Here is a 19,517-nt window from a genome sequence, read left to right on the forward strand (position 1 = left end):
ATAAGGAGGCCGTTCATAGTGCGGAAATTTCGTTGGATTTCAGCAGTTGCAGCCCTCATATTTGTAGCCACCGCCCTTCCGGCCCAAGCCGCTACCCTCCCTGCTGCCGTGGACACGACGAGCAAGCAGGTCGGCTCGCTAACTCCAACTGTCGTGAACCGGCTGGAAAAGGCAGTACAGGAACTGATCGGTACGAAAACGCCATTTCAATTTGACGATGTGACGGATATGGGTAAAACCTGGATTGTCGAGGGCGAGCTGGAGGACGGAACAGCTACGTTCCAAACGGAATATAATAAGGAAAAGAACAGAGTGGATTCTACCACCGTACGGTATAAAATAAGCAGCATAGGCAAGGCGCTGGAAGCGCCACTTAAGGCTAAAGTGCTGAACAGTGCCAAAGCGTTTGACCCCAAGCGCTCCATGCAATTTGAGGCTTTCTGGCGGGTTAAATCTCCTTACCAGTCCAACAAGCCTTCGAATTACTGGGTATTTTGGGGGGCAGGAGAAAAGGCGTCCTCATTGTACGTTGATGTGGATCGAGGCAACAGTATAACCATTAATGCAGACTATCCACTGAAGCAAGTGGACCCTGTGTTGCTGAGCCGTGCAACGAACACTTTTAAGCGTGTTAGTGGTCAGCAGATCACCGTACAGCATGCTTCACGCTTCAAGGACGAGGCAAAGGGACTTTCTTATTGGTCGTTCGAGGACGCAAACGAGTCGAGTGAGGTCAAAATCGGCGCGGCGACCGGCAAAGTGCTGGCTGTATCCACCTATGGGGTAGACTGGAATGATGATACAGATTTCAAAAAATCATTTGCCAATCCCCAATATACCGCCTCAGAAGCTTTGAAACTGGTCAAGCCCAAGGTTCAGCTCTTGTTTAATATCAACTTGTCCGGCTATGATGTGGAGATTCAAGGGAATCAGTATACATTTTCCAAAAAGCAAAAGAGAACGACTTCTATTGTGGCTAAGGTGAATAAAAAAGGAGTTTTTTACGCGTTCTTCCTTCATGCTGCAGATGGGAAAATGCAATAATTATAGTATAAAATAACAATAATAATCCAAACCGCTTCACTCCTGGTGACATCATCTTGGGGAGTGAGGCGGCTTTTTTTGTTTTTTGGCTTATGTTTGCGGTCGCTTTTATGTTACATTAATATGAAAATAAACAGCGGGGTGGAGCGGAGGACATGAAACCGGATTTGCGTACAGTGCTGAATCGTGAACTTATTGTCGGAGACGGCGCAATGGGGACCTATTTGTACCAGCTGGGATTTCCAGTAAATACTTCTTACGAAGAGTTGAATATGACTTCACCTGACGTTATAGCAGATGTGCATAGTCAATATTTAAATGCAGGAGCACGATTGCTGGAGACCAATACATTCTCTGCAAATGATTATAAGCTGGCCCGGTTTGGGCTGGAATCCAGGGTGGAAGAGATCAATCGTGCTGGAGTAAGAATTGCCAGAGCAGCGGCCGGACCTGAGCATTATGTAGTGGGTGCGGTAGGCTCCATATGCGGGGGGAAACGGCTTAACATATCCAAGCTGGAGCTGGCCCGAAACTATGACCAGCAGATTGATGCCCTCCTCTCCGAAGGAGTAGACGGCATTTTGTGCGAAACGTTTTATTCACTGGATGAAATGCGTATTGCGCTTCACGGTGTACGTAAATACAGTGACATTCCAGTCATCTGTCAGTTTGCGGTCGATCAGGTTGGTCGCACACAGGATGGTTTTTTAGTAGCAGAAGCTTTTTCGGTATTGCGTGATGAGGGAGCGGACATTCTTGGATTTAACTGTCATTCCGGTCCACAGGGGATTATGAGTGTCATGGAACAGCTGAAAGGCCCCTTGTCGGTACCGCTGTCCGTATATCCTAATGCAGGTCTCGCAGATTATGTGGACGGTCACTATGTATATGGTGCAACACCTGAATATTTTGGAGAATGTGCCGCGTCCTTTGTGGATCTGGGAACGAGGCTGATCGGTGGCTGCTGCGGAACTACGCCAGACCATATTGCGGCGATTTCCAAAGCTTTGAGCGGCTTGCAGCCGCCTCCGCTGGCTCCAAGAGAAGTATTGCTGAAAGAGTCAATTCACGTGGCTGAGCAGGAGTCGACTGTAGATCAAGGGGAACGTGGAAATGGCAGATATGCCGGCAAGCCCAACATTGTGGAAATGGTCAAGGAGCGGCATACGGTCATTGTGGAGCTTGATCCTCCACGCGATCTGGATATAACACGGTTTATGCAAGGTGCACATGCGTTGAAGAAAGCCGGGGCCGACGCGCTTACGCTGGCCGACAATTCACTTGCCGTTACTCGGATGAGCAACATGGCGCTTGGACATTTGGTCAGCATTGAAACAGGTTTGCGCCCATTAATCCATATTGCTTGCCGTGACCGCAATTTGATTGGTACCCAGTCTCACATGATGGGTTTTGACGCGCTGGGCATTGACCATGTACTGGCGGTTACTGGAGATCCGGCAAGGTTCGGTGATTTGCCAGGTGCCAGCTCTGTGTATGATATGACTTCTTTTGAAATTATACGTATGATCAAGCAATTGAATGATGGTGTTGCATTTTCCGGTAAGCCACTAAAGCAGAAAGCTAATTTTGTGGTAGGTGCCGCATTTAATCCGAATGTCAAGCATTTGGGTAAAGCTGTGCAGCGGCTGGAAAAGAAAATTGCCTCCGGCGCTGATTATATTATGACCCAGCCCGTCTACGATCGTGAGCTCATCGCAGCCATCGCGGAAGAGACACGGCATTTGGAAGTCCCGATTTTTATCGGTATTATGCCGCTGGCTAGCGGGCGAAATGCAGAATACTTGCACAATGAAGTACCCGGCATTCAATTGTCGGATGAGGTGCGTGCTCGTATGTCTGGTCTGGAGGGGCCGGAAGGACGAGCGATGGGTGTATCCATTGCCAAAGAGCTGCTTGATACGGCGATGGAGCATTTTAATGGAATCTATTTGATGACTCCATTCATGTTCTATGAAATGACGGCTGAGCTGACTTCTTATGTATGGCAAAAATCCGGCCGCGTGCAGGCCCCCTTGTTTCGACTATAATAATCAATTACAATAGTAAAATGGATGTGATGCCGATGTCATTGAGTATGACCGGATACGGTCAAGCCATCTTTCATTATGAAGGCTATAAAGTGCGCTTGGAATTGAAATCGGTGAATCACCGCTATTGCGAAGTGATGATGAGGATTCCACGTGAATGGACGCGTTTTGAGGATGGTTTGAGAAGAACGGTTCAGCAGCAGATCAAACGCGGTCGTGTCGACGTCTTCATCCATAGGGAACGTGATGAAGAACAAATACCCGTCGCACGGTTGAATGACACTGTGGTGCAGGCATACCTGCATGCAGCGGAGCAGCTGGCGGATCGTTATGGCGTGAAAGGAACATTAGGTATAAGCGACATTCTTGCTTTGCCTGACGTTTTGGGTGAGCCTGGAGAGGCTTGCAATGAAGACGAAGAGGGCTGGGAAGAGCAGCTACAGCGAGCCTTACATGAAGCTTTGCAGGGCTTGCTGGAGATGAGAAGGCGAGAAGGCGGGCATTTGGCGCAAGATGTGGAATCACGTATTTCGCATCTGGAATCCCTGCATCATGAAATGACGGTGCTGGCTCCTCATGTTGTGAGCGACTACCGTAACAGGCTAAAAAACAGACTTAAAGAACTTCAGGACGGTTCATTTACGCTTGATGAGCATAAGTTCGGAATGGAGATTGCTTTATTCGCGGATCGCAGCAATATTGATGAGGAGCTTACCCGGCTTCAAAGTCACTTTGGGCAATGCAAGGGGTTGCTGTTGTCGGACGAGCCGGCTGGTCGCAAGCTAGATTTTTTAATCCAGGAAATGAACAGGGAAGTTAACACGATCGGCTCCAAGGCTAATCATCTCACATTGGTTAATTTGGTCGTCGAGATGAAGGCAGAGCTTGAAAAAATTCGTGAGCAGGCTGCGAATATTGAGTAGCTACCTGGTAGCGGCACGGCTGCAATAGTCACATGTATAGGGGGAAAGACCTGAATATGGCAATCAAATTGATCAATATTGGCTTCGGCAATATCGTGTCGGCCAACCGAATTATCTCCATCGTCAGTCCGGAGTCTGCTCCGATCAAGCGGATTATACAGGAAGCAAGGGACCGTCATATGTTAATTGATGCTACCTATGGCCGCCGGACACGGGCTGTTATTATTACGGACAGTGATCATGTAATTCTGTCTGCGGTGCAGCCGGAGACGGTCGCTCATCGCCTATCCACCAAAGATGATGATAATGACGAATAAAAATGGAGTGTACTATGGCTAAGGGATTATTATTTGTAATATCCGGACCTTCGGGTGTTGGTAAAGGAACGGTAGGCAATGCGTTGCGTGAGAAGCTGCCGGAAATAACCTACTCGGTTTCTGCTACGACTCGAGCACCTCGTGCGGGCGAACAGGATGGAGTAAACTATTTTTTTAAAACACGTGAAGAGTTCTTAGGTATGATTGAACGGGATGAGATGCTGGAGTATGCTGAGTATGTGGGCAATTTTTACGGTACTCCACGTGATTTTGTAGATCAGACGCTTGCGCAGGGCAAAGATATATTTCTGGAAATTGAGGTTCAGGGAGCGCTAAAGGTCAAAGAAAAGTTTCCTGAAGGCATTTTCATTTTCCTGCTCCCGCCTTCGCTGGATGAATTAAAGGACAGAATTCGGGGACGGGGAACAGAAACTCAAGCCACCATTGACCACCGCATGTCGGTAGCTGTGGATGAAATGAACCTATTGCGTCACTATGATTATGCGGTTGTGAATGATGAGATTGATTTCGCTTGTAAACGAATAGAATCCATTATTATCGCCGAACATTGTAAGGTTCATCCATAAATCAGGACTTTACATATGCCAAGCGTATTTAAAGTGAAATAATGCTGTATAAGCTGGGCTTGAAGGTGTACACTTGAGTTCAGCTTATACAGTTCCAAAACTACATGAAGAGGTGTCTATTCGTGCTGTATCCTTCCATTGATGAAATGATGAAAAAGGTTGATAGTAAATATTCGCTGGTTGTAGCGGCTTCACGCCGGGCTAGACAGTTGCGTGAGGGTGAGAAGACGTCTCTGAAGAGCCCTAAATCACACAAACAGGTTGGAGTAGCGTTGGAAGAGATCTACGCAGATCATCTTCTGCTTGAAAGCGGCGAAGAATAAGAACTGTAGACAATCATTATAACCAGGCGCAATGCCAATTCCTTTGACAACCGCAAGGTTGTTATTTTTTTCGGTCAGGGGGAGTTAACGATGTTGAAGGGGAAAGTCATTATTCTTGGTATTACCGGCGGAATTGCCGCTTATAAAGCGGCTACGCTGTGCAGTAAGTTGACGCAAAAGGGAGCCGACGTTCATGTGATTATGACAGCTTCCGCCAAGGAATTTATTACCGAACTTACGTTGCAGTCGCTCTCTCGTAATCCGGTATATAGTGATACGTTTGATGAAAGAGAACCGTCCGTCGTATCCCATATCCATCTGGCAGATGCGGCCGATTTGGTGCTGGTTGCTCCTGCAACCGCGAATATCATCGGGAAAATGGCGCATGGACTTGCTGATGATATGCTGTCTACTACGCTGCTGGCTACGACAGCCCCCATTATGGTGGCACCTGCGATGAACGTGCATATGTACACCCATCCGGCAGTCATGCAAAATATGGAGACGCTCGTATCACGCGGCGTGATGATGATTGAGCCCGGTGAAGGATTGCTGGCTTGTGGTTATGTTGGCAAAGGGCGCTTGGAAGAGCCGGAAACGATCGTGCAAACCATAGAACGCTTTTTTGAACAGCAAGGTCAGGATGGTAAAGGCCAAAGCAAGTCTGAGCCACGTTGGTTTGGTGGAGAAGCTACGGAAAGTCAAGCGCCCGAGTCACTTGTGAACGAGGATGACAATGAGAATGAAATGTTGCTTTCAGGCAGAAAAGTCATTGTGACTGCTGGCGGCACAATCGAGAGAATTGATCCGGTGCGTTACATCACGAACGATTCCTCCGGCAAGATGGGCTTTGCCATTGCAAAAGTAGCTCAGGAGATGGGTGCAGAGGTGCATTTGATCGCTGCAAATACCAGCGCGGAGCCGCCTTCAGGGATTTCGCTTGAAAGAGTTCAGTCCGCTGAAGACATGTATGCTGCTGTGTTAAGACAATGGGAAGCGTGTGATATGGTCGTGATGGCTGCTGCGGTAGCAGATTATCGGCCACGTGAGGTGGCACAGACCAAGATCAAGAAAAAAGATAATGACATTACACTGGAATTAGTGAAGAACGTCGATATTCTTGAATCACTTGGACATAGCAAAAAACATCAATTCTTAGTTGGCTTTGCGGCAGAAACCGAAAATATGGAGACGTATGCGATAGATAAGCTGGAACGTAAAAATTGTGATTTGATTGCGGCAAATGATGTAACTGTGGAAGGCACCGGCTTTGGCGCCGATGATAATGCGGTACAAATTTATGACCGTGGCGGAATGGTAGAGCGCATTCCTGTACAGTCAAAGGAAGAAGTCGCACGTAAATTGCTAACGATAGCTGCGGGACGCATGGGTGGGGTGTTGCATTAATGGAGACAGGCAATTTAGTTGCCAAGGTCATTGTCGATGTGCCAGCCAAGGATACGGACCGTACCTTCGATTATCTGATACCGGATTCAATGAGGCCTTGGATTGAGCCGGGTAGCCGGGTAGCTGTGCCGTTCGGCAAACGAACGGTGCAGGCTTTTGTCATTTCGGTAGTTCCTGCCGAGGAGCCGCCTAAATACCGGATGAGAGCGATTCAGGAGTTGCTGGATTTGGTACCGCCATTATCTCCTGATCTTGTGGAGCTGGGCAAATGGATGAGTGAACGCTATGCCTGCAATCAAATTATGGCCTTGCAAGTGATGATTCCTACCGCATTAAAGGGTAAAGCGGAACGTTACATTTCCATCGCTGAACAGCATGCGTTTGCAAATGCCTCGCCTGTTCATGCTATCCAGGACCCAGATGATTTACAGCGTACCATGCAATCAGATCAAGGAGAAGAGCTCGAATGGGCTCTTCTCACCGATGATGGTATGAGCGACCCGACGGAGCGTCGGATTGTCAGTTTTATTCAGGAGAAGGAGCAAGTCCCTTTGCAGCAGCTCAGTCGCCGTTTTCCCGAGGAGGCGGAGGTCATTAAAGCACTGTTGCGGCGGGGAGTGCTCCAGGAAAGTCAGGTTATCAAAGACAAACTCAGCAAAAAGACCATGAAAGCTGTTGACCTGGCTATAAGTATAGACAAGGCCTCAGCGGCATTGGAGAAATTTTCTGCCAAAGCGCAGCGTCAGCGGGAGGTACTTGCTTTTTTGCTGGAACGTAGCGAGTTTCTGCCTCTGCCGCTGAAGGAAGTCCTGACCTCACTGAGTGTATCGGCTGCAACGGTCAAGGCGCTGGAAGATAAGGGTTATGTGATCACAGAGGATGTGGAAGTGTTCCGCGATCCGTACCGGGGCAGGCGCTTTAAGCCTACAGAGCCGCTGCCCCTCACATCAGAGCAGCAGTCGGTGTATGAGCGAATTGTTCGCCAGTTGGACATGCGTGAGCAAGGCGCTTATTTATTGCATGGAGTCACAGGAAGTGGTAAGACGGAGGTCTATTTACAGTCGATTCAGCGCTGTATCAGTCAGAACCGTCAAGCGATTGTACTGGTACCCGAAATATCGTTAACACCACAAATGGTAGAGCGTTTCAAGGGGCGGTTTGGCGATCAGGTGGCAGTGATGCACAGCAGGCTGTCCGGCGGGGAACGCTACGATGAGTGGCGCAAGATACGCGAAGGTCGTGTGAAGGTGGCGATTGGCGCCCGTTCGGCAGTATTTGCGCCTTTTCGGGAGCTAGGACTCATTATTATGGACGAGGAGCACGAAACGTCCTACAAGCAGGAAGAGACCCCCAAATACCATGCGCGGGATGTAGCTATTCGCAGAGCCCATCAGCATGGAGCCGTCGTTATCCTGGGGTCAGCTACACCGTCGCTGGAAAGCTACTACGCCGCCCGCTCGCAAAGCAATGACGAATTTGCGCCGCTGCTGCTTGAAATGCCAACCCGCGCACTCGGGAACACGTTGCCTGAAGTACATATCATGGATATGCGCGAGGAACTGCGGGCTGGCAACCGCTCCATGTTCAGCCGCGCGCTGCATCAAGGAATCGCAGAACGGTTGGAGCGTAAGGAGCAGACGGTATTGCTGTTGAATCGGCGCGGGCATTCTACGTTCGTTATGTGCCGCAGCTGCGGCTATGTGGCGGGCTGTCCGCATTGCGATATTTCACTTACGTATCACCAGCGTTCGAACAATTTGCGTTGCCATTACTGTGGTTATTCCGAGCCTGTCCCGCAGATTTGTCCGGAATGCGGCAGTGAGCACATTCGCTACTTTGGCACAGGAACTCAGCGAGTGGAAGAAGAGCTGGCAAAGCTGTTTCCCGGTATACGTGTTGTCCGAATGGATGTGGATACAACATCAGAAAAAAACGCCCATGAAAAGCTGCTTAAGCAGTTTCGTGATAAAAAAGCAGATGTGCTGCTCGGTACCCAGATGGTAGCCAAAGGACTGGATTTTCCTGATGTGACGCTGGTTGGAGTTATTACTGCGGACTCGGCTCTTAATTTACCGGATTTTCGGGCTGCAGAAAAGACATTCCAGCTGTTAACACAGGTAGCCGGACGTGCCGGAAGGCATCAATTGCCAGGTGAAGTATTCGTACAATCTTATACTCCAGAGCATTATTCGGTGATTCACGCAAGTCGTCACGACTATGCCTCTTTTGTCAGGGAAGAGTTGAAACATCGCCGCAATTTGCACTATCCGCCGTATTGTCGTCTTATTTTGGTGACCTTTTCTCATGAACAGCTTCCGGTACTGGTCCGGCTGGCTGAAAACTATTCAGCTACCCTGCAGGGGCGGGCGAGACAACGGGGCTGGTTCGGGAATATGGATCGGCTGACATCGGATGTACTTGACATTTTGGGACCCGTAGCTTCACCGATCTCGAGAATCAAGAATAGATACCGATTTCAATGTATGATAAAATGGCGTGGAAATATCGATGCGATTGGTCTGGCTCAGCAGGTAGCTGATGAAATGGCGGAATCCGCACAGGCCCAAAAGCTGCTGATTAGTCTGGATGTTGATCCGCAAATGCTAATGTAGAGCGTCTGCGCAAAACTTATCGGCACAGTTAATGCGGACAAGCGGTCCGTACATAGGATAATGTAGCAGTCGCGTTTGTGATGAATACAATTAATAAGTCTAAATGAAGGATAAAGAGGAAGGTGTTCTGTTGTTATGTCAATTAGAATTATCGTATTGGAGCCGGATGATGTACTGCATAAAGTAGCCAAGGAGGTTACTAAAGTTACACCTAACGTGCAGAAGCTGCTTGACGATATGGCAGATACGATGTATGAAGCGGAGGGAGTAGGTCTTGCCGCTCCGCAAGTAGGCATTTTGAAGCGTCTGATCGTTGTGGATGCCGGAGATGAGCATGGTTTGATTAAAATGATCAATCCGGAAATCGTGGCAGAAGAAGGAGAGCAGTTGGGTCCTGAAGGCTGCTTGAGTATTCCGGGTCTGAACGGGGATGTGCGTCGTGCCGAGAAGGTTACAGTCAAGGGACTGGATCGTGAGGGCAAGGCCATTACTGTTACAGCGACAGGATTGCTTTCTCGTGCTTTTCAGCATGAAATCGATCATTTGAACGGAGTTTTGTTCACGGATATTGCGGAAAAAGTATATGAGGTTGCTCCGGAACAGCCAGGATCGAACCGTAAGGCAGGGGAGTGAGGTTCGATGAGTCAAGACATTCGTATTATCTTTATGGGCACACCGGAGTTTGCTGTGCCTTCGCTGAACATGCTGCTGGACAACGGCTACAATGTGGTCGGTGTGATTACCCAGCCGGATAAGCCGCAGGGACGCAAAAAAATATTGATGCCTACACCAGTCAAGGAAGCGGCGGAGAAGCGCGGATTGCCCGTGCTTCAACCGACCCGCCTGCGTCAGCCGGAAGCGGTGGCACAGGTGGCGGAGCTGCGTCCAGATCTGATCGTAACCGCAGCTTATGGGCAAATTTTGCCTAAATCCGTATTGGACTTGCCCCGTTTCGGCTGCCTGAATGTGCATGGCTCGCTGCTTCCCCGTTATCGGGGAGGAGCGCCGATTCAGCGTGCGATCATTAACGGTGAAACCGTTACGGGTGTGACGCTGATGTATATGGCGGAAGGGCTGGATACCGGCGATATGATATCACGGGTTGAGGTTGCTATTGAGCCGGAGGATACGTCCGGTACGATTTTCGAGAAGCTGAGCGTAGCCGGAGCAAAGCTTTTACAGGGTGAGCTGCCGAAGCTGCTGGCAGGGCAATCGGCGCGCACGCCGCAAAACGAGGAAGAGGCCACCTATGCCCCCAATCTGAGTCGTGACGATGAGCGCATTCCATGGCATGATAGTGCGCAGCAGATATACAACCGGATTCGCGGGCTTGTTCCCTTTTCCGGGGCATTTACGCTGTGGGAGGAAAATGTTTTTAAAGTGTGGGCTGCTGAGCAGCCTTCCACTGAATGGGCTTCCACCAAAGGAGCTTCCATAAGTAATGAAGCGGATGGCTCCAATACTCCAGCGCCCGGAACGGTTCTTCAATTGAACGCCCGAGGCATTGAAGTACAGACGGGCAGCGGTACGATCTGGCTGACTCAGGTTCAACCGGCAGGCAAGAAGGTTATGGAAGCCGGGAACTTTGCGCGCGGCGGACAAATGAAGCCAGGCATGGTGCTCGGGTGAGCGGGGGGCACTCCCGTCAGGGAGACCAAGGCAAGAGAGCAGGTGCCAGAGCTGGCAGCACCCGTAAACTAACGGCGCGGGAGGTTGCACTTGATGTGTTGACCGGGGTGGAGCAAGAGGGCGCATATAGCAACCTCGAGCTAAATCGTCGGCTACAGCAAGCAGGCTTGTCCGCAAGTGATGCCGGCTTGGCGACAGAACTTGTGTACGGCACAGTCGCACGCCGTAATACACTGGATTATTATTTGAACAAGTTTGTTCAAAAAGGAACGGCCAAGCTCCAGGCCTGGGTACGTTCACTACTGCGGATGAGTGTGTACCAGATTGTGTATCTGGATCGTATCCCGGATCATGCCGTCGTTAGTGAAGCCGTGACCATTGCCAAGCGGCGCGGGCATCAGGGGATTTCGGGTATGGTCAATGGTGTGCTGCGCAGCATGCTGCGCGAGCCGGACAAGCTGCGTATTCCTGACGGTTTGTCAGCCGAGGAGCGGATCTCATTAGAGCATTCCCATCCACAATGGCTGGTTAAGCGCTGGATTAAGCAATATGGTGTAGAAACAGCAGAGGCGATTTGTCAGGCTGATAATGAGCCACCTGCGGTCAGCGTGCGGGTAAATACGACCATGACCAGCCGTGATCAATTATTGGACGAGATGCTCGCCAAAGGGGTGGACGCTGTTCCTTCGGTAGTTAGCCCTTACGGGATAGTTGTTCGCAGCGGCGGCAACATGGCGCTTACCTCCTGGTATACGGACGGCTTGTTGTCCGTACAGGATGAAAGCTCCATGCTTGTTGCGGAAGCAGTTGCGCCTGAGCCTGGCATGCTGGTACTGGATTGCTGTGCCGCTCCGGGTGGCAAAACAGCTCATATGGCTGAGCTAATGAAGGACCAAGGCCGGATTATTGCGAACGATTTGCATGCCCATAAGCATCATTTGATTCAGGAGCAGGCTGATCGGCTGGGACTGGAGGCCGTGGAGACGGTCACCGGAGATGCGCTGGAGCTGAAAGAACGTTATGCTCCAGCTTCTTTTGACCGCATTTTGCTTGATGCGCCATGCTCCGGCTTTGGAGTCATTCGCCGTAAGCCGGACTTGCGCTGGAGTAAAACGGAGCAGGATGTGCGCGACATTACACAGCTTCAGCATAAGCTGCTCGACAGTGTAGCCGGACTATTGAAGCCGGGTGGTATTCTGGTATACAGCACATGTACGATTGAGCCTGACGAAAACGAAGGACAATTGACCCGGTTTTTAAGCGAGCATCCCGAGTATGAATTGGCAGAAGGACATTCTTTCCCGGGCGTGAGCCGCGATACAAAGGGCGCTCAGTGCGGCTCGTTGCAGCTGTTGCCACAGCATTTTCACAGTGACGGATTTTATATCGCGCGTCTGCGCCGGTTAAAGTAGTTCGGAAGAGTATTTTAGGCAGTCGCCCACCAGTATTTCCACATTCCGCCGGACCTCTCCGGCGGTTTTTTGCATAAAGATGAAAAATTTTTACCCCCTCAGGGATTTGTGCTAAAATAGGAAGAATGAAAAAACTGCCTAAGATCAAACAGAACTTAATGAAGAAGGAACGGGTGTAAACATTGATGAAACCTTTTATATATGATTTAACTCTGGAGGAGCTTCAGGACTGGGCCAAGAATAATGGCGAGCCTGCTTTTCGCGGAGGACAAATTTTTGACTGGCTGTATGTAAAGCGGGTCAACGATTTCAGTGAGATGACGAATTTGTCCAAGGGATTGAGAGAGAAGCTTGCAGAGCAATTCAGCTTTGTGACGCTGCATGAAATTACAAAGCTGGAATCGAAAGACGGTACAGTGAAATTTCTGTTCGGTTTGCACGATGATCATGCCATTGAGACGGTTATTATGAGACACAATTACGGAAACAGTATTTGTGTAACGACTCAGGTGGGCTGCCGGATTGGATGTACTTTTTGTGCTTCGACGCTTGGGGGCCTCAAACGGAACCTGACAGCCGGTGAAATTACAGCGCAGGTTGTGCAAGCACAGAAAATTTTGGATAAAACCAATGAACGAGTGAGCAGCATCGTGATTATGGGCTCAGGCGAGCCTTTTGAAAACTATGAAGCGACCATGACGTTTTTGCGTACGATGATTCATGAAAAGGGTCTGAATATAGGTCAACGTCATATCACGGTTTCGACCAGTGGCATTGTACCGAATATTTATAAATTTGCAGACGAGGATACCCAGATTAATCTGGCAATATCCATTCATGCGCCTAATGATGCGCTTCGTTCCAAACTGATGCCTGTTAATCGTCGTTATCCATTTAACGATGTTATGGATGCGCTTCGCTACTATCTTGCCAAGACGGGACGGAGAATTTCATTTGAATATGCCCTGATTGGTGGAGTAAACGACCAGGCAGAGCATGCAGAAGAGCTGGCGGATGTATTGAAGGACATGTTGTGCCACGTCAATTTGATCCCGGTCAACCATGTGCCTGAGCGCAAGTACGTACGCACATCGCGCAGCGATATTTTCAATTTCCAGCGTATTCTTGCCGATAAGGGCATCAATGTGACGATCCGGCGTGAACAGGGTCACGATATCGCTGCTGCCTGCGGCCAGTTGCGTGCAAAGCATATGGAGTTGGGGTGAAATTATTTGATCAAAACAGTTCATGTCAGCCATGTCGGACGTGTACGTTCGGTGAATGAGGATTCTGCCTGGATCAGGCATTTGGAGCAAGGGTATATTCTTGGGATTGTTGCCGATGGAATGGGGGGGCATTTGGCCGGTGATACGGCCAGCCGCCTCGCGGTTGAGACACTTGCCGCTGATTTGGCGACGTTGGAGAGCGGATTATCCGCACATTCTTTGACCGCGGCGCTCAGCGACGCTATTTTGCATGCCAATGAAGTGATCTTCCAAACGGCTGCGCGCGATGAAAAGTATCATAATATGGGAACGACAGTTGTGGCTGTTTTGCTAAACGATGCTTCCGGAATTATCGGACATATCGGGGACAGCCGAGCCTATGTGATATCCAAAGGGACGGTACGTCAGATTACAGAAGATCACACTCTGGTTAATGAGTTATTCAAAAATGGTCAGATCAGCAAGGAAGAGCGGGAGAACCATCCCCGTCGCAATGTGCTGACACGGGCGCTGGGCACTGATTCCGAGGTGAAAGTGGATATTGACTCCATTGCGCTGGGCAAAGGTGATGTGTTGTTGCTGTGCAGTGACGGACTAAGCAATCTGGTCACCGAGGAACAAATCAGCAAGGTAGTAGGGGCTGCAGACAATCCTTTGGAGGAACGAGCGGATCGTTTGCTACATTTGGCATTGCTTGCCGGAGGAGATGATAATATCACGGTAGCTTTGTTTGAATTGCCTGACGATACGGTTTCATTGAGTGAAAAGGGGTGTGACGCATGATCGGACACCTGCTAGGGGGAAGATACGAAATTATTGAGCGCATCGGTGGCGGTGGTATGGCGCTGGTGTATAAGGCTCAAGACATTTTGCTGAATCGTAATGTGGCGGTTAAAGTGCTGCGTCAGCAATTTGTTCATGATGAGGAATTTATTCGCCGTTTTCGGCGTGAGGCACAGTCTGCGGCCTCACTTTCCCATTCGAATGTAGTTAGTATTTATGATGTCGGCCAAGAGGATGAAATCCATTATATTGTAATGGAGTATGTCGAAGGTAAAAATTTGAATGAGATTATTAAAGAACGTGCGCCGTTGCAGGTAGATGAAGCAGTGCGGATTGCTTCCCAGATTTGTGATGCACTGGAGCACGCCCACCAAAATCAGATCATTCACCGGGACATTAAGCCCCATAATATATTGATTGGACGTAATGGACGGGTCAAGGTAACCGATTTTGGGATTGCCAGAGCTGTTACGTCAACGACAATTACTCAGACTGGCTCTGTTGTGGGTTCTGTTCACTATTTTTCACCTGAGCATGCAAAAGGAGTCGTCACTGGCGAGAAATCGGACTTATATTCTTTAGGGATTGTGTTATACCAAATGCTGACGGCGCAGCTTCCTTTTTTGGGAGAAAGTCCAATCAGTGTAGCGCTCAAGCATTTGCAAGAGGAATTTGAGGAACCGCGCAAAATTAATCCGTTGATTCCGCAAAGCGTGGAAAATGTCATTCTAAAATCTATGCGCAAAAATCCGGAGGAACGCTATCAGTCGGCAGACGAAATGCTGCAAGACTTGGAAACCTGTCTACTACCGGGGCGTCGCAATGAATCCAAGCTGGAATTTGCACATTTGGATGATGAGGATCAAACACGGGTTATTCCGGCGATAAAGCCTCAACAAATGGGGATGTCTTCCAATGGAAGCGACGCGCCTGTCCAACCTCGTGAAGCAGAACAGCTTCCAAGCAAGCAATCGTCCAAGAAGAATAGAAAAAAGGCGATCTTTTGGGTAACACTAGTGTTGGTGCTGCTGCTTGCCATGGGTGGACTGGTATACTATGTGCAAAGTGCACTCGTCGTGCCTGATGTAAAAGTACCCAGTGTACTGACACTGACAGAAGACCAAGCGAAAGTAAATCTTACTAAACTAGGATTGCTCATTGAGGAGCCCGTCCAGCATGAATACAAAGAGGGAATTGCGCCAGGAGTTGTTTTTTATCAAAGTTATCCGGCAGATTCTTTAGTCAAGGAAGGGACCAAGATTAGTCTGAAAGTCGGGATTGCCAAGCCGCTTACTCCGATGCCGGATGTTAAGGGGCAAAGCTACGAGAATGCAGTGAAGCTGCTGACCGCCCAGCAAATTAAGGAGACGCAGATTCAGCAAAATGAGCAGTTCAGTGATCAGGCCGTAGGAACCGTCCTCAGTCAGACACCGGCTGCAAATGAGCCTTTCGATAAGGACTCGGTTCAAGTAGTCCTTACGGTCAGCAAAGGTGCGAACACGGTAAAAATGCCGAATTTGGTGGGTATGACGCAGAACCAAGCAGAAAATGAGGTCAAAAAGATGGGGCTGAGGGTTGGCTCGATCAAAGAGGAATATAGCTATGAGCAGGAAAAAGGTAAAGTAACCAAACAATGGCCATCAGAGGCAGGCAGTGAGTTGCCTCCAAATACGGAAATTACGATTTATGTAAGTACCGGTTACCCGCCAGAAGCGATTATGCTGCCATTCAATGTGCCTGTTGCACCAAAGGAAGAGGGCAAAAACAGCAAAATTCGTATCACTTATACGGATGCACGTGGAGAAAATCAGGAATGGGGAAGCCGTACGATTAATACGACACAGGTGTTCACGATCAATCTGTTGATGGCACCGAACAAGGACAGTGTTGTCTCTGTATTTAGAGACGGAGCTTTTGTTGATACGTATCCTGTTTCTTATATTGATGCGAAAAATGGCACGGTGACGATGCCTCAAATTGCTCCGCCTGCCGGAACGTCACCAACGGATCCTTCTGATGGCAATTCTTCACAGAGTGGCAGTAGCAGTGGAAGTGACGGGGAAGGGAATAACGGAGAACCTTCTAATAATAGCGGAGGCGACCCTAACAACCCGGATGGGACCGGAGGCGAGCCTTCCGCCTTTGTTCCTGGAACGGATTCTACGGGAGTTGCGGGCAGTGAGTTGGCAGTTAGTCATTATAACAACTTGGGCAAAGGGAGCGGTTCCCATAAAAAGAAGGGAAAAGTGATTGAGGCTGTACAGCATCAGTAAACCTGCTGGATGAAAGTGCTTGTATTGTTACAAGCAATGAAACTTAAGTATTATGAAGGAGGACGTCTTACACATGCCTGAAGGTCTGATCGTCAAGGCACTCAGCGGATATTATTATGTCTCCAGCCTGGATCAGGATGGGCGCCCGGTATCCGGCGAAGCTACAGTACAATGCAGAGCACGCGGCATTTTTAAGAAAAAAGAGATTACGCCTCTTGTCGGCGATCAGGTCGTTTACGAACTGACTGAGAACGGGGAAGGTATGGTCAAAGAGATTAGAAAGCGTGTGACAGAGCTTATCCGTCCGCCGGTGGCTAATACCACGCTTGCCGTGCTATTGTTTTCCCTGCGTGAGCCGGATTTGAATCTGCCGCTGCTAGATAAGTTTTTGGTGCATATTGAGCACGCTGGGCTGGATACGATTATCTGTCTGACCAAGCGTGATTTGTATGAAGGCAGTCCTTCGGAGGATGATACGGTTTTGGCCGTTCAGGAAATATATCGGAAGATCGGTTATGAGGTGCTGGTGACCAGCGCCCGTACCGGGGAAGGCACGGCTGAGCTTAAGAACCTGCTGGCTGGTCAAATTAGCGTGTTCTCCGGGCAGTCAGGTGTAGGAAAGTCTTCTATGCTTAATGCGTTGCAGCCGGGGCTGACGCTAGAGACGAGCGCTATTAGCAATAAGCTGGGGCGAGGAAAACATACGACTCGTCATGTGGAGCTAATTCCTCTGGATAACGGCGGCTTTGTAGCCGATACACCAGGTTTTAGTCAGTTGGATTTTTTGGAGCTGGGTGTGGATGAGTTATCACCCTGCTTTCGTGAATTCCAGCAGTATGCGGAGAGTTGTAAATTTCGAGGCTGCACCCATATTCACGAGCCCGGTTGTAAAGTAAGAGAGGCCGTGGAAGAAGGACATATTTCTCAGGGGCGGTATGACAGCTACTTGCAATTCTACCAGGAACTAAAAGAAAAAAAGCGGAGGTATTGAGCATATGTTAAAAATAGCACCATCGATTTTATCCGCTGATTTTGCCCGTTTGGGCAGTGAAGTTGCGGAAGCCGAGGCCATGGGAGCAGACTGGATTCATGTGGATGTAATGGATGGGCATTTTGTATCCAATATTACACTGGGTCCACCTATCGTTCAGGCAATTCGTCCTCATACGACTCTTCCTCTGGACGTTCACCTGATGATTGAGCATCCTGAACGTTACATTGCTGATTTTGTAAAGGCTGGGGCCAATATTGTCACTGTTCACGTTGAAGCCTGTGTTCATTTGCATGGAGTTATTCATATGATTAAACAGCAAGGTGTGCTGGCAGGAGTGGCCCTCAATCCAGGTACTTCCCCATATGCGATCAAGGAAGTACTGCCTAATGTGGATATGGTTCTAGTCATGACGGTCAATCCTGGTTTTGGGGGGCAATCCTTCATTCCAGAGACGGTGGATAAAATCAGACAGATCCGTGCTTGGCTGAACGAAATAGGGCGTCCGGACGTACATATCGAGGTAGACGGAGGTATTGCGGAGGAGACGGCACCCGTCGTATTTGAAGCAGGTGCTGATGTTCTGGTGGCAGGCAGCGCGGTTTTCGGTAGAGAAGACCGCGGCGCAGCTATTGCGGCTATTCGGGACAGCGCGGCCCGTTTAACCAAGTGAAGCTAACTGAAGCGTTGTGGATGACTGCAGCGAGTATGGCGACAGGTTTGACCCTTAGTAGCTTCTCGCTGGTGAAGGCTCCATGGAATGCCCTTCTTTCACTTTTCGCTGTTCTAATTGCGCTATTTTATTTTCGTAAAAATGAACGGCGTGGTTTGCGCATCGGCTTTGTGGTGTGCAGCGTGCTTTATTACTTCCTGTTTATTTTTATACTCTCGGCATATCTCTATGTTCGCGGACTTGTCTGATGGTATAGCCTGGGATGGTTGTGCATAAATATGGTTACATGAGCGGGATTCTCATGTAGCCTTTTTTGTGTGGCAACAACTATCTATAGGTTGCATAAACTACAGAGAACGGATGCAGGAGGATGATGGGGAGGGTGAAGCATGAAGTTTTATACGATCAAGTTGCCAAAATTTCTGGGTGGGTTCGTTAAAGCCATTTTGAATACATTCCAGAAAAACTGAATTTCATGTAAGGTAAACACAGGTTGCAGAATGAAGACCAGAGGTAGCAGGGCATGCTTCCCGGGCACATCAGCTCGGCAGCTCGGAAGGAATCGGCAAGAACGCGCGGGAAGGTGCCTGACATTTTGTCCTTCTGGAACAGTTGGATACTACATTTCGAATAACCAAAAAAGCACCCGTTTAAAACGAGGTGCCTTTTGTTTATAACGTTATTTTTTTACGACTACACGCGAGTCACTTTACCGGCTTTCAATGCACGAGTGCTGACATAAACGCGTTTCGGTTTACCGTTAACGAGAATGCGAACTTTTTGTACGTTGACGCCCCAAGTACGGCGATTACGGTTGTTAGCGTGAGATACGTGGTTACCGCTGCTAGGCTTTTTGCCTGTTACAGAACATTTACGAGACATGATTCCACCTCCTATTCTGAAAATAACCAAGTTCCGTATGGAACAGGTCGCTCTTCAGGCCGACTGGGTCAGCCGGACTTTGTAAGTCACTAACCTGAACAAAACAATACTTTTATATAATATCATAGTCAAAAAAGCTCCGTCAACTGATTCAAAAACTTTATTTATTTCTCTTTCGCATTATAGTACAATATGGGATAGTTATAGCTCCATTTATTCTTGTATATATTAAAATGTGAATTTATTCCAGTCATGCCGGACAGATCAGAGGCGGAAACCATACCCATAGTTACCATTCCTGCCGATGCTTTATAGTTGGGCGGTTGGCTGGTTTTTCATATATATGACCTGTGTAAGAACGGCTCAGGCCATGGGTACAATAAGCTT

Annotated in this window: 19 protein-coding genes; 18 read left to right on the top strand and 1 reads right to left on the bottom strand. The window is 48.9% G+C overall.

From position 1 onward, the window contains the following. The first annotated feature begins 18 nt into the window (after positions 1 to 18). The 18 genes from B4V02_RS09590 (at position 19) to spoVM (ending at position 18,718) form a co-directional block, all read left to right on the top strand. Positions 19 to 1,044 carry a hypothetical protein gene (locus B4V02_RS09590; RefSeq protein WP_094154610.1) on the top strand — a complete coding sequence of 342 codons (1,026 nt, stop codon included), beginning with the start codon at positions 19 to 21 and terminating at the stop codon, positions 1,042 to 1,044. 155 nt (positions 1,045 to 1,199) lie between these two features. Then, the gene (locus B4V02_RS09595) at positions 1,200 to 3,092 is read left to right on the top strand and encodes a bifunctional homocysteine S-methyltransferase/methylenetetrahydrofolate reductase (protein WP_094154611.1); all 1,893 of its coding nucleotides are present in this window, start codon (positions 1,200 to 1,202) and stop codon (positions 3,090 to 3,092) included. Between the two features lie 35 nt (positions 3,093 to 3,127). Beyond that, positions 3,128 to 4,015, top strand: coding sequence for a YicC/YloC family endoribonuclease (locus tag B4V02_RS09600; RefSeq protein WP_094154612.1), 888 nt, complete (start codon positions 3,128 to 3,130; stop codon positions 4,013 to 4,015). A 56-nt stretch (positions 4,016 to 4,071) separates the two neighbouring features. Further along, the gene (gene remA, locus B4V02_RS09605) at positions 4,072 to 4,332 is read left to right on the top strand and encodes an extracellular matrix/biofilm regulator RemA (RefSeq protein WP_005548256.1); all 261 of its coding nucleotides are present in this window, start codon (positions 4,072 to 4,074) and stop codon (positions 4,330 to 4,332) included. A 14-nt stretch (positions 4,333 to 4,346) separates the two neighbouring features. After that, positions 4,347 to 4,919, top strand: coding sequence for a guanylate kinase (gene gmk / locus B4V02_RS09610; protein WP_094154613.1), 573 nt, complete (start codon positions 4,347 to 4,349; stop codon positions 4,917 to 4,919). Between the two features lie 122 nt (positions 4,920 to 5,041). Further along, positions 5,042 to 5,242 carry a DNA-directed RNA polymerase subunit omega gene (rpoZ, locus tag B4V02_RS09615; protein WP_007431004.1) on the top strand — a complete coding sequence of 67 codons (201 nt, stop codon included), beginning with the start codon at positions 5,042 to 5,044 and terminating at the stop codon, positions 5,240 to 5,242. 90 nt (positions 5,243 to 5,332) lie between these two features. Next, positions 5,333 to 6,649 carry a bifunctional phosphopantothenoylcysteine decarboxylase/phosphopantothenate--cysteine ligase CoaBC gene (coaBC, locus tag B4V02_RS09620; RefSeq protein WP_094154614.1) on the top strand — a complete coding sequence of 439 codons (1,317 nt, stop codon included), beginning with the start codon at positions 5,333 to 5,335 and terminating at the stop codon, positions 6,647 to 6,649. After that, positions 6,649 to 9,261, top strand: a complete 2,613-nt coding sequence (priA, locus tag B4V02_RS09625; protein WP_094154615.1) for a primosomal protein N' — start codon at positions 6,649 to 6,651, stop codon at positions 9,259 to 9,261. Before coaBC ends, priA begins: the two co-directional genes overlap by 1 nt. 135 nt (positions 9,262 to 9,396) lie before the next feature. Then, positions 9,397 to 9,894, top strand: coding sequence for a peptide deformylase (def, locus tag B4V02_RS09630; RefSeq protein WP_094154616.1), 498 nt, complete (start codon positions 9,397 to 9,399; stop codon positions 9,892 to 9,894). 6 nt (positions 9,895 to 9,900) lie between these two features. Further along, positions 9,901 to 10,890 (top strand): methionyl-tRNA formyltransferase, encoded by a 990-nt coding sequence (gene fmt, locus B4V02_RS09635; protein WP_094154617.1) that lies wholly within the window; start codon positions 9,901 to 9,903, stop codon positions 10,888 to 10,890. Next, positions 10,887 to 12,302, top strand: coding sequence for a 16S rRNA (cytosine(967)-C(5))-methyltransferase RsmB (gene rsmB, locus B4V02_RS09640; RefSeq protein WP_094154618.1), 1,416 nt, complete (start codon positions 10,887 to 10,889; stop codon positions 12,300 to 12,302). Before fmt ends, rsmB begins: the two co-directional genes overlap by 4 nt. A 185-nt stretch (positions 12,303 to 12,487) precedes the next feature. Beyond that, the gene (gene rlmN / locus B4V02_RS09645; RefSeq protein WP_094154619.1) at positions 12,488 to 13,528 is read left to right on the top strand and encodes a dual-specificity RNA methyltransferase RlmN; all 1,041 of its coding nucleotides are present in this window, start codon (positions 12,488 to 12,490) and stop codon (positions 13,526 to 13,528) included. A gap of 6 nt (positions 13,529 to 13,534) precedes the next feature. Continuing rightward, positions 13,535 to 14,311, top strand: a complete 777-nt coding sequence (locus tag B4V02_RS09650) for a Stp1/IreP family PP2C-type Ser/Thr phosphatase (RefSeq protein ID WP_010345568.1) — start codon at positions 13,535 to 13,537, stop codon at positions 14,309 to 14,311. Next, complete coding sequence (gene pknB / locus B4V02_RS09655; protein ID WP_094154620.1) at positions 14,308 to 16,584, top strand: Stk1 family PASTA domain-containing Ser/Thr kinase; 2,277 nt, start codon at positions 14,308 to 14,310, stop codon at positions 16,582 to 16,584. Before B4V02_RS09650 ends, pknB begins: the two co-directional genes overlap by 4 nt. Positions 16,585 to 16,657: 73 nt before the next feature. Then, a complete protein-coding gene (gene rsgA, locus B4V02_RS09660) occupies positions 16,658 to 17,575 on the top strand; it encodes a ribosome small subunit-dependent GTPase A (protein WP_007430995.1) in 918 nt (305 codons plus the stop codon). A 4-nt stretch (positions 17,576 to 17,579) separates the two neighbouring features. Continuing rightward, positions 17,580 to 18,248, top strand: coding sequence for a ribulose-phosphate 3-epimerase (gene rpe, locus B4V02_RS09665; protein WP_094154621.1), 669 nt, complete (start codon positions 17,580 to 17,582; stop codon positions 18,246 to 18,248). Between the two features lie 20 nt (positions 18,249 to 18,268). Continuing rightward, positions 18,269 to 18,496 carry a hypothetical protein gene (locus tag B4V02_RS09670; protein ID WP_244188491.1) on the top strand — a complete coding sequence of 76 codons (228 nt, stop codon included), beginning with the start codon at positions 18,269 to 18,271 and terminating at the stop codon, positions 18,494 to 18,496. A 141-nt stretch (positions 18,497 to 18,637) separates the two neighbouring features. Beyond that, positions 18,638 to 18,718, top strand: coding sequence for a stage V sporulation protein SpoVM (gene spoVM / locus B4V02_RS09675; RefSeq protein ID WP_010345573.1), 81 nt, complete (start codon positions 18,638 to 18,640; stop codon positions 18,716 to 18,718). A 223-nt stretch (positions 18,719 to 18,941) separates the two neighbouring features. Here spoVM and rpmB read toward each other — a convergent pair whose 3' ends face one another. Then, positions 18,942 to 19,130: a 50S ribosomal protein L28 gene (rpmB, locus tag B4V02_RS09680; RefSeq protein ID WP_007430992.1), complete on the bottom strand. Its 189-nt coding sequence runs from the start codon at positions 19,128 to 19,130 to the stop codon at positions 18,942 to 18,944. Positions 19,131 to 19,517 lie beyond the last annotated feature (387 nt).

It is taken from the genome of Paenibacillus kribbensis (assembly GCF_002240415.1).
Classification (GTDB): domain Bacteria; phylum Bacillota; class Bacilli; order Paenibacillales; family Paenibacillaceae; genus Paenibacillus; species Paenibacillus kribbensis.

Coding starts and splice junctions, on each gene's coding strand:
- remA (WP_005548256.1), top strand. CDS start 4,072: ATGGCAATCAAATTGATCAATATTGGCTTCGGCAATATCGTGTCGGCC.
- rpe (WP_094154621.1), top strand. CDS start 17,580: ATGTTAAAAATAGCACCATCGATTTTATCCGCTGATTTTGCCCGTTTG.
- rlmN (WP_094154619.1), top strand. CDS start 12,488: ATGAAACCTTTTATATATGATTTAACTCTGGAGGAGCTTCAGGACTGG.
- gmk (WP_094154613.1), top strand. CDS start 4,347: ATGGCTAAGGGATTATTATTTGTAATATCCGGACCTTCGGGTGTTGGT.
- rsgA (WP_007430995.1), top strand. CDS start 16,658: ATGCCTGAAGGTCTGATCGTCAAGGCACTCAGCGGATATTATTATGTC.
- coaBC (WP_094154614.1), top strand. CDS start 5,333: ATGTTGAAGGGGAAAGTCATTATTCTTGGTATTACCGGCGGAATTGCC.
- B4V02_RS09600 (WP_094154612.1), top strand. CDS start 3,128: ATGTCATTGAGTATGACCGGATACGGTCAAGCCATCTTTCATTATGAA.
- B4V02_RS09595 (WP_094154611.1), top strand. CDS start 1,200: ATGAAACCGGATTTGCGTACAGTGCTGAATCGTGAACTTATTGTCGGA.
- priA (WP_094154615.1), top strand. CDS start 6,649: ATGGAGACAGGCAATTTAGTTGCCAAGGTCATTGTCGATGTGCCAGCC.
- pknB (WP_094154620.1), top strand. CDS start 14,308: ATGATCGGACACCTGCTAGGGGGAAGATACGAAATTATTGAGCGCATC.
- fmt (WP_094154617.1), top strand. CDS start 9,901: ATGAGTCAAGACATTCGTATTATCTTTATGGGCACACCGGAGTTTGCT.
- spoVM (WP_010345573.1), top strand. CDS start 18,638: ATGAAGTTTTATACGATCAAGTTGCCAAAATTTCTGGGTGGGTTCGTT.
- B4V02_RS09670 (WP_244188491.1), top strand. CDS start 18,269: ATGACTGCAGCGAGTATGGCGACAGGTTTGACCCTTAGTAGCTTCTCG.
- rpmB (WP_007430992.1), bottom strand. CDS start 19,130: ATGTCTCGTAAATGTTCTGTAACAGGCAAAAAGCCTAGCAGCGGTAAC.
- def (WP_094154616.1), top strand. CDS start 9,397: ATGTCAATTAGAATTATCGTATTGGAGCCGGATGATGTACTGCATAAA.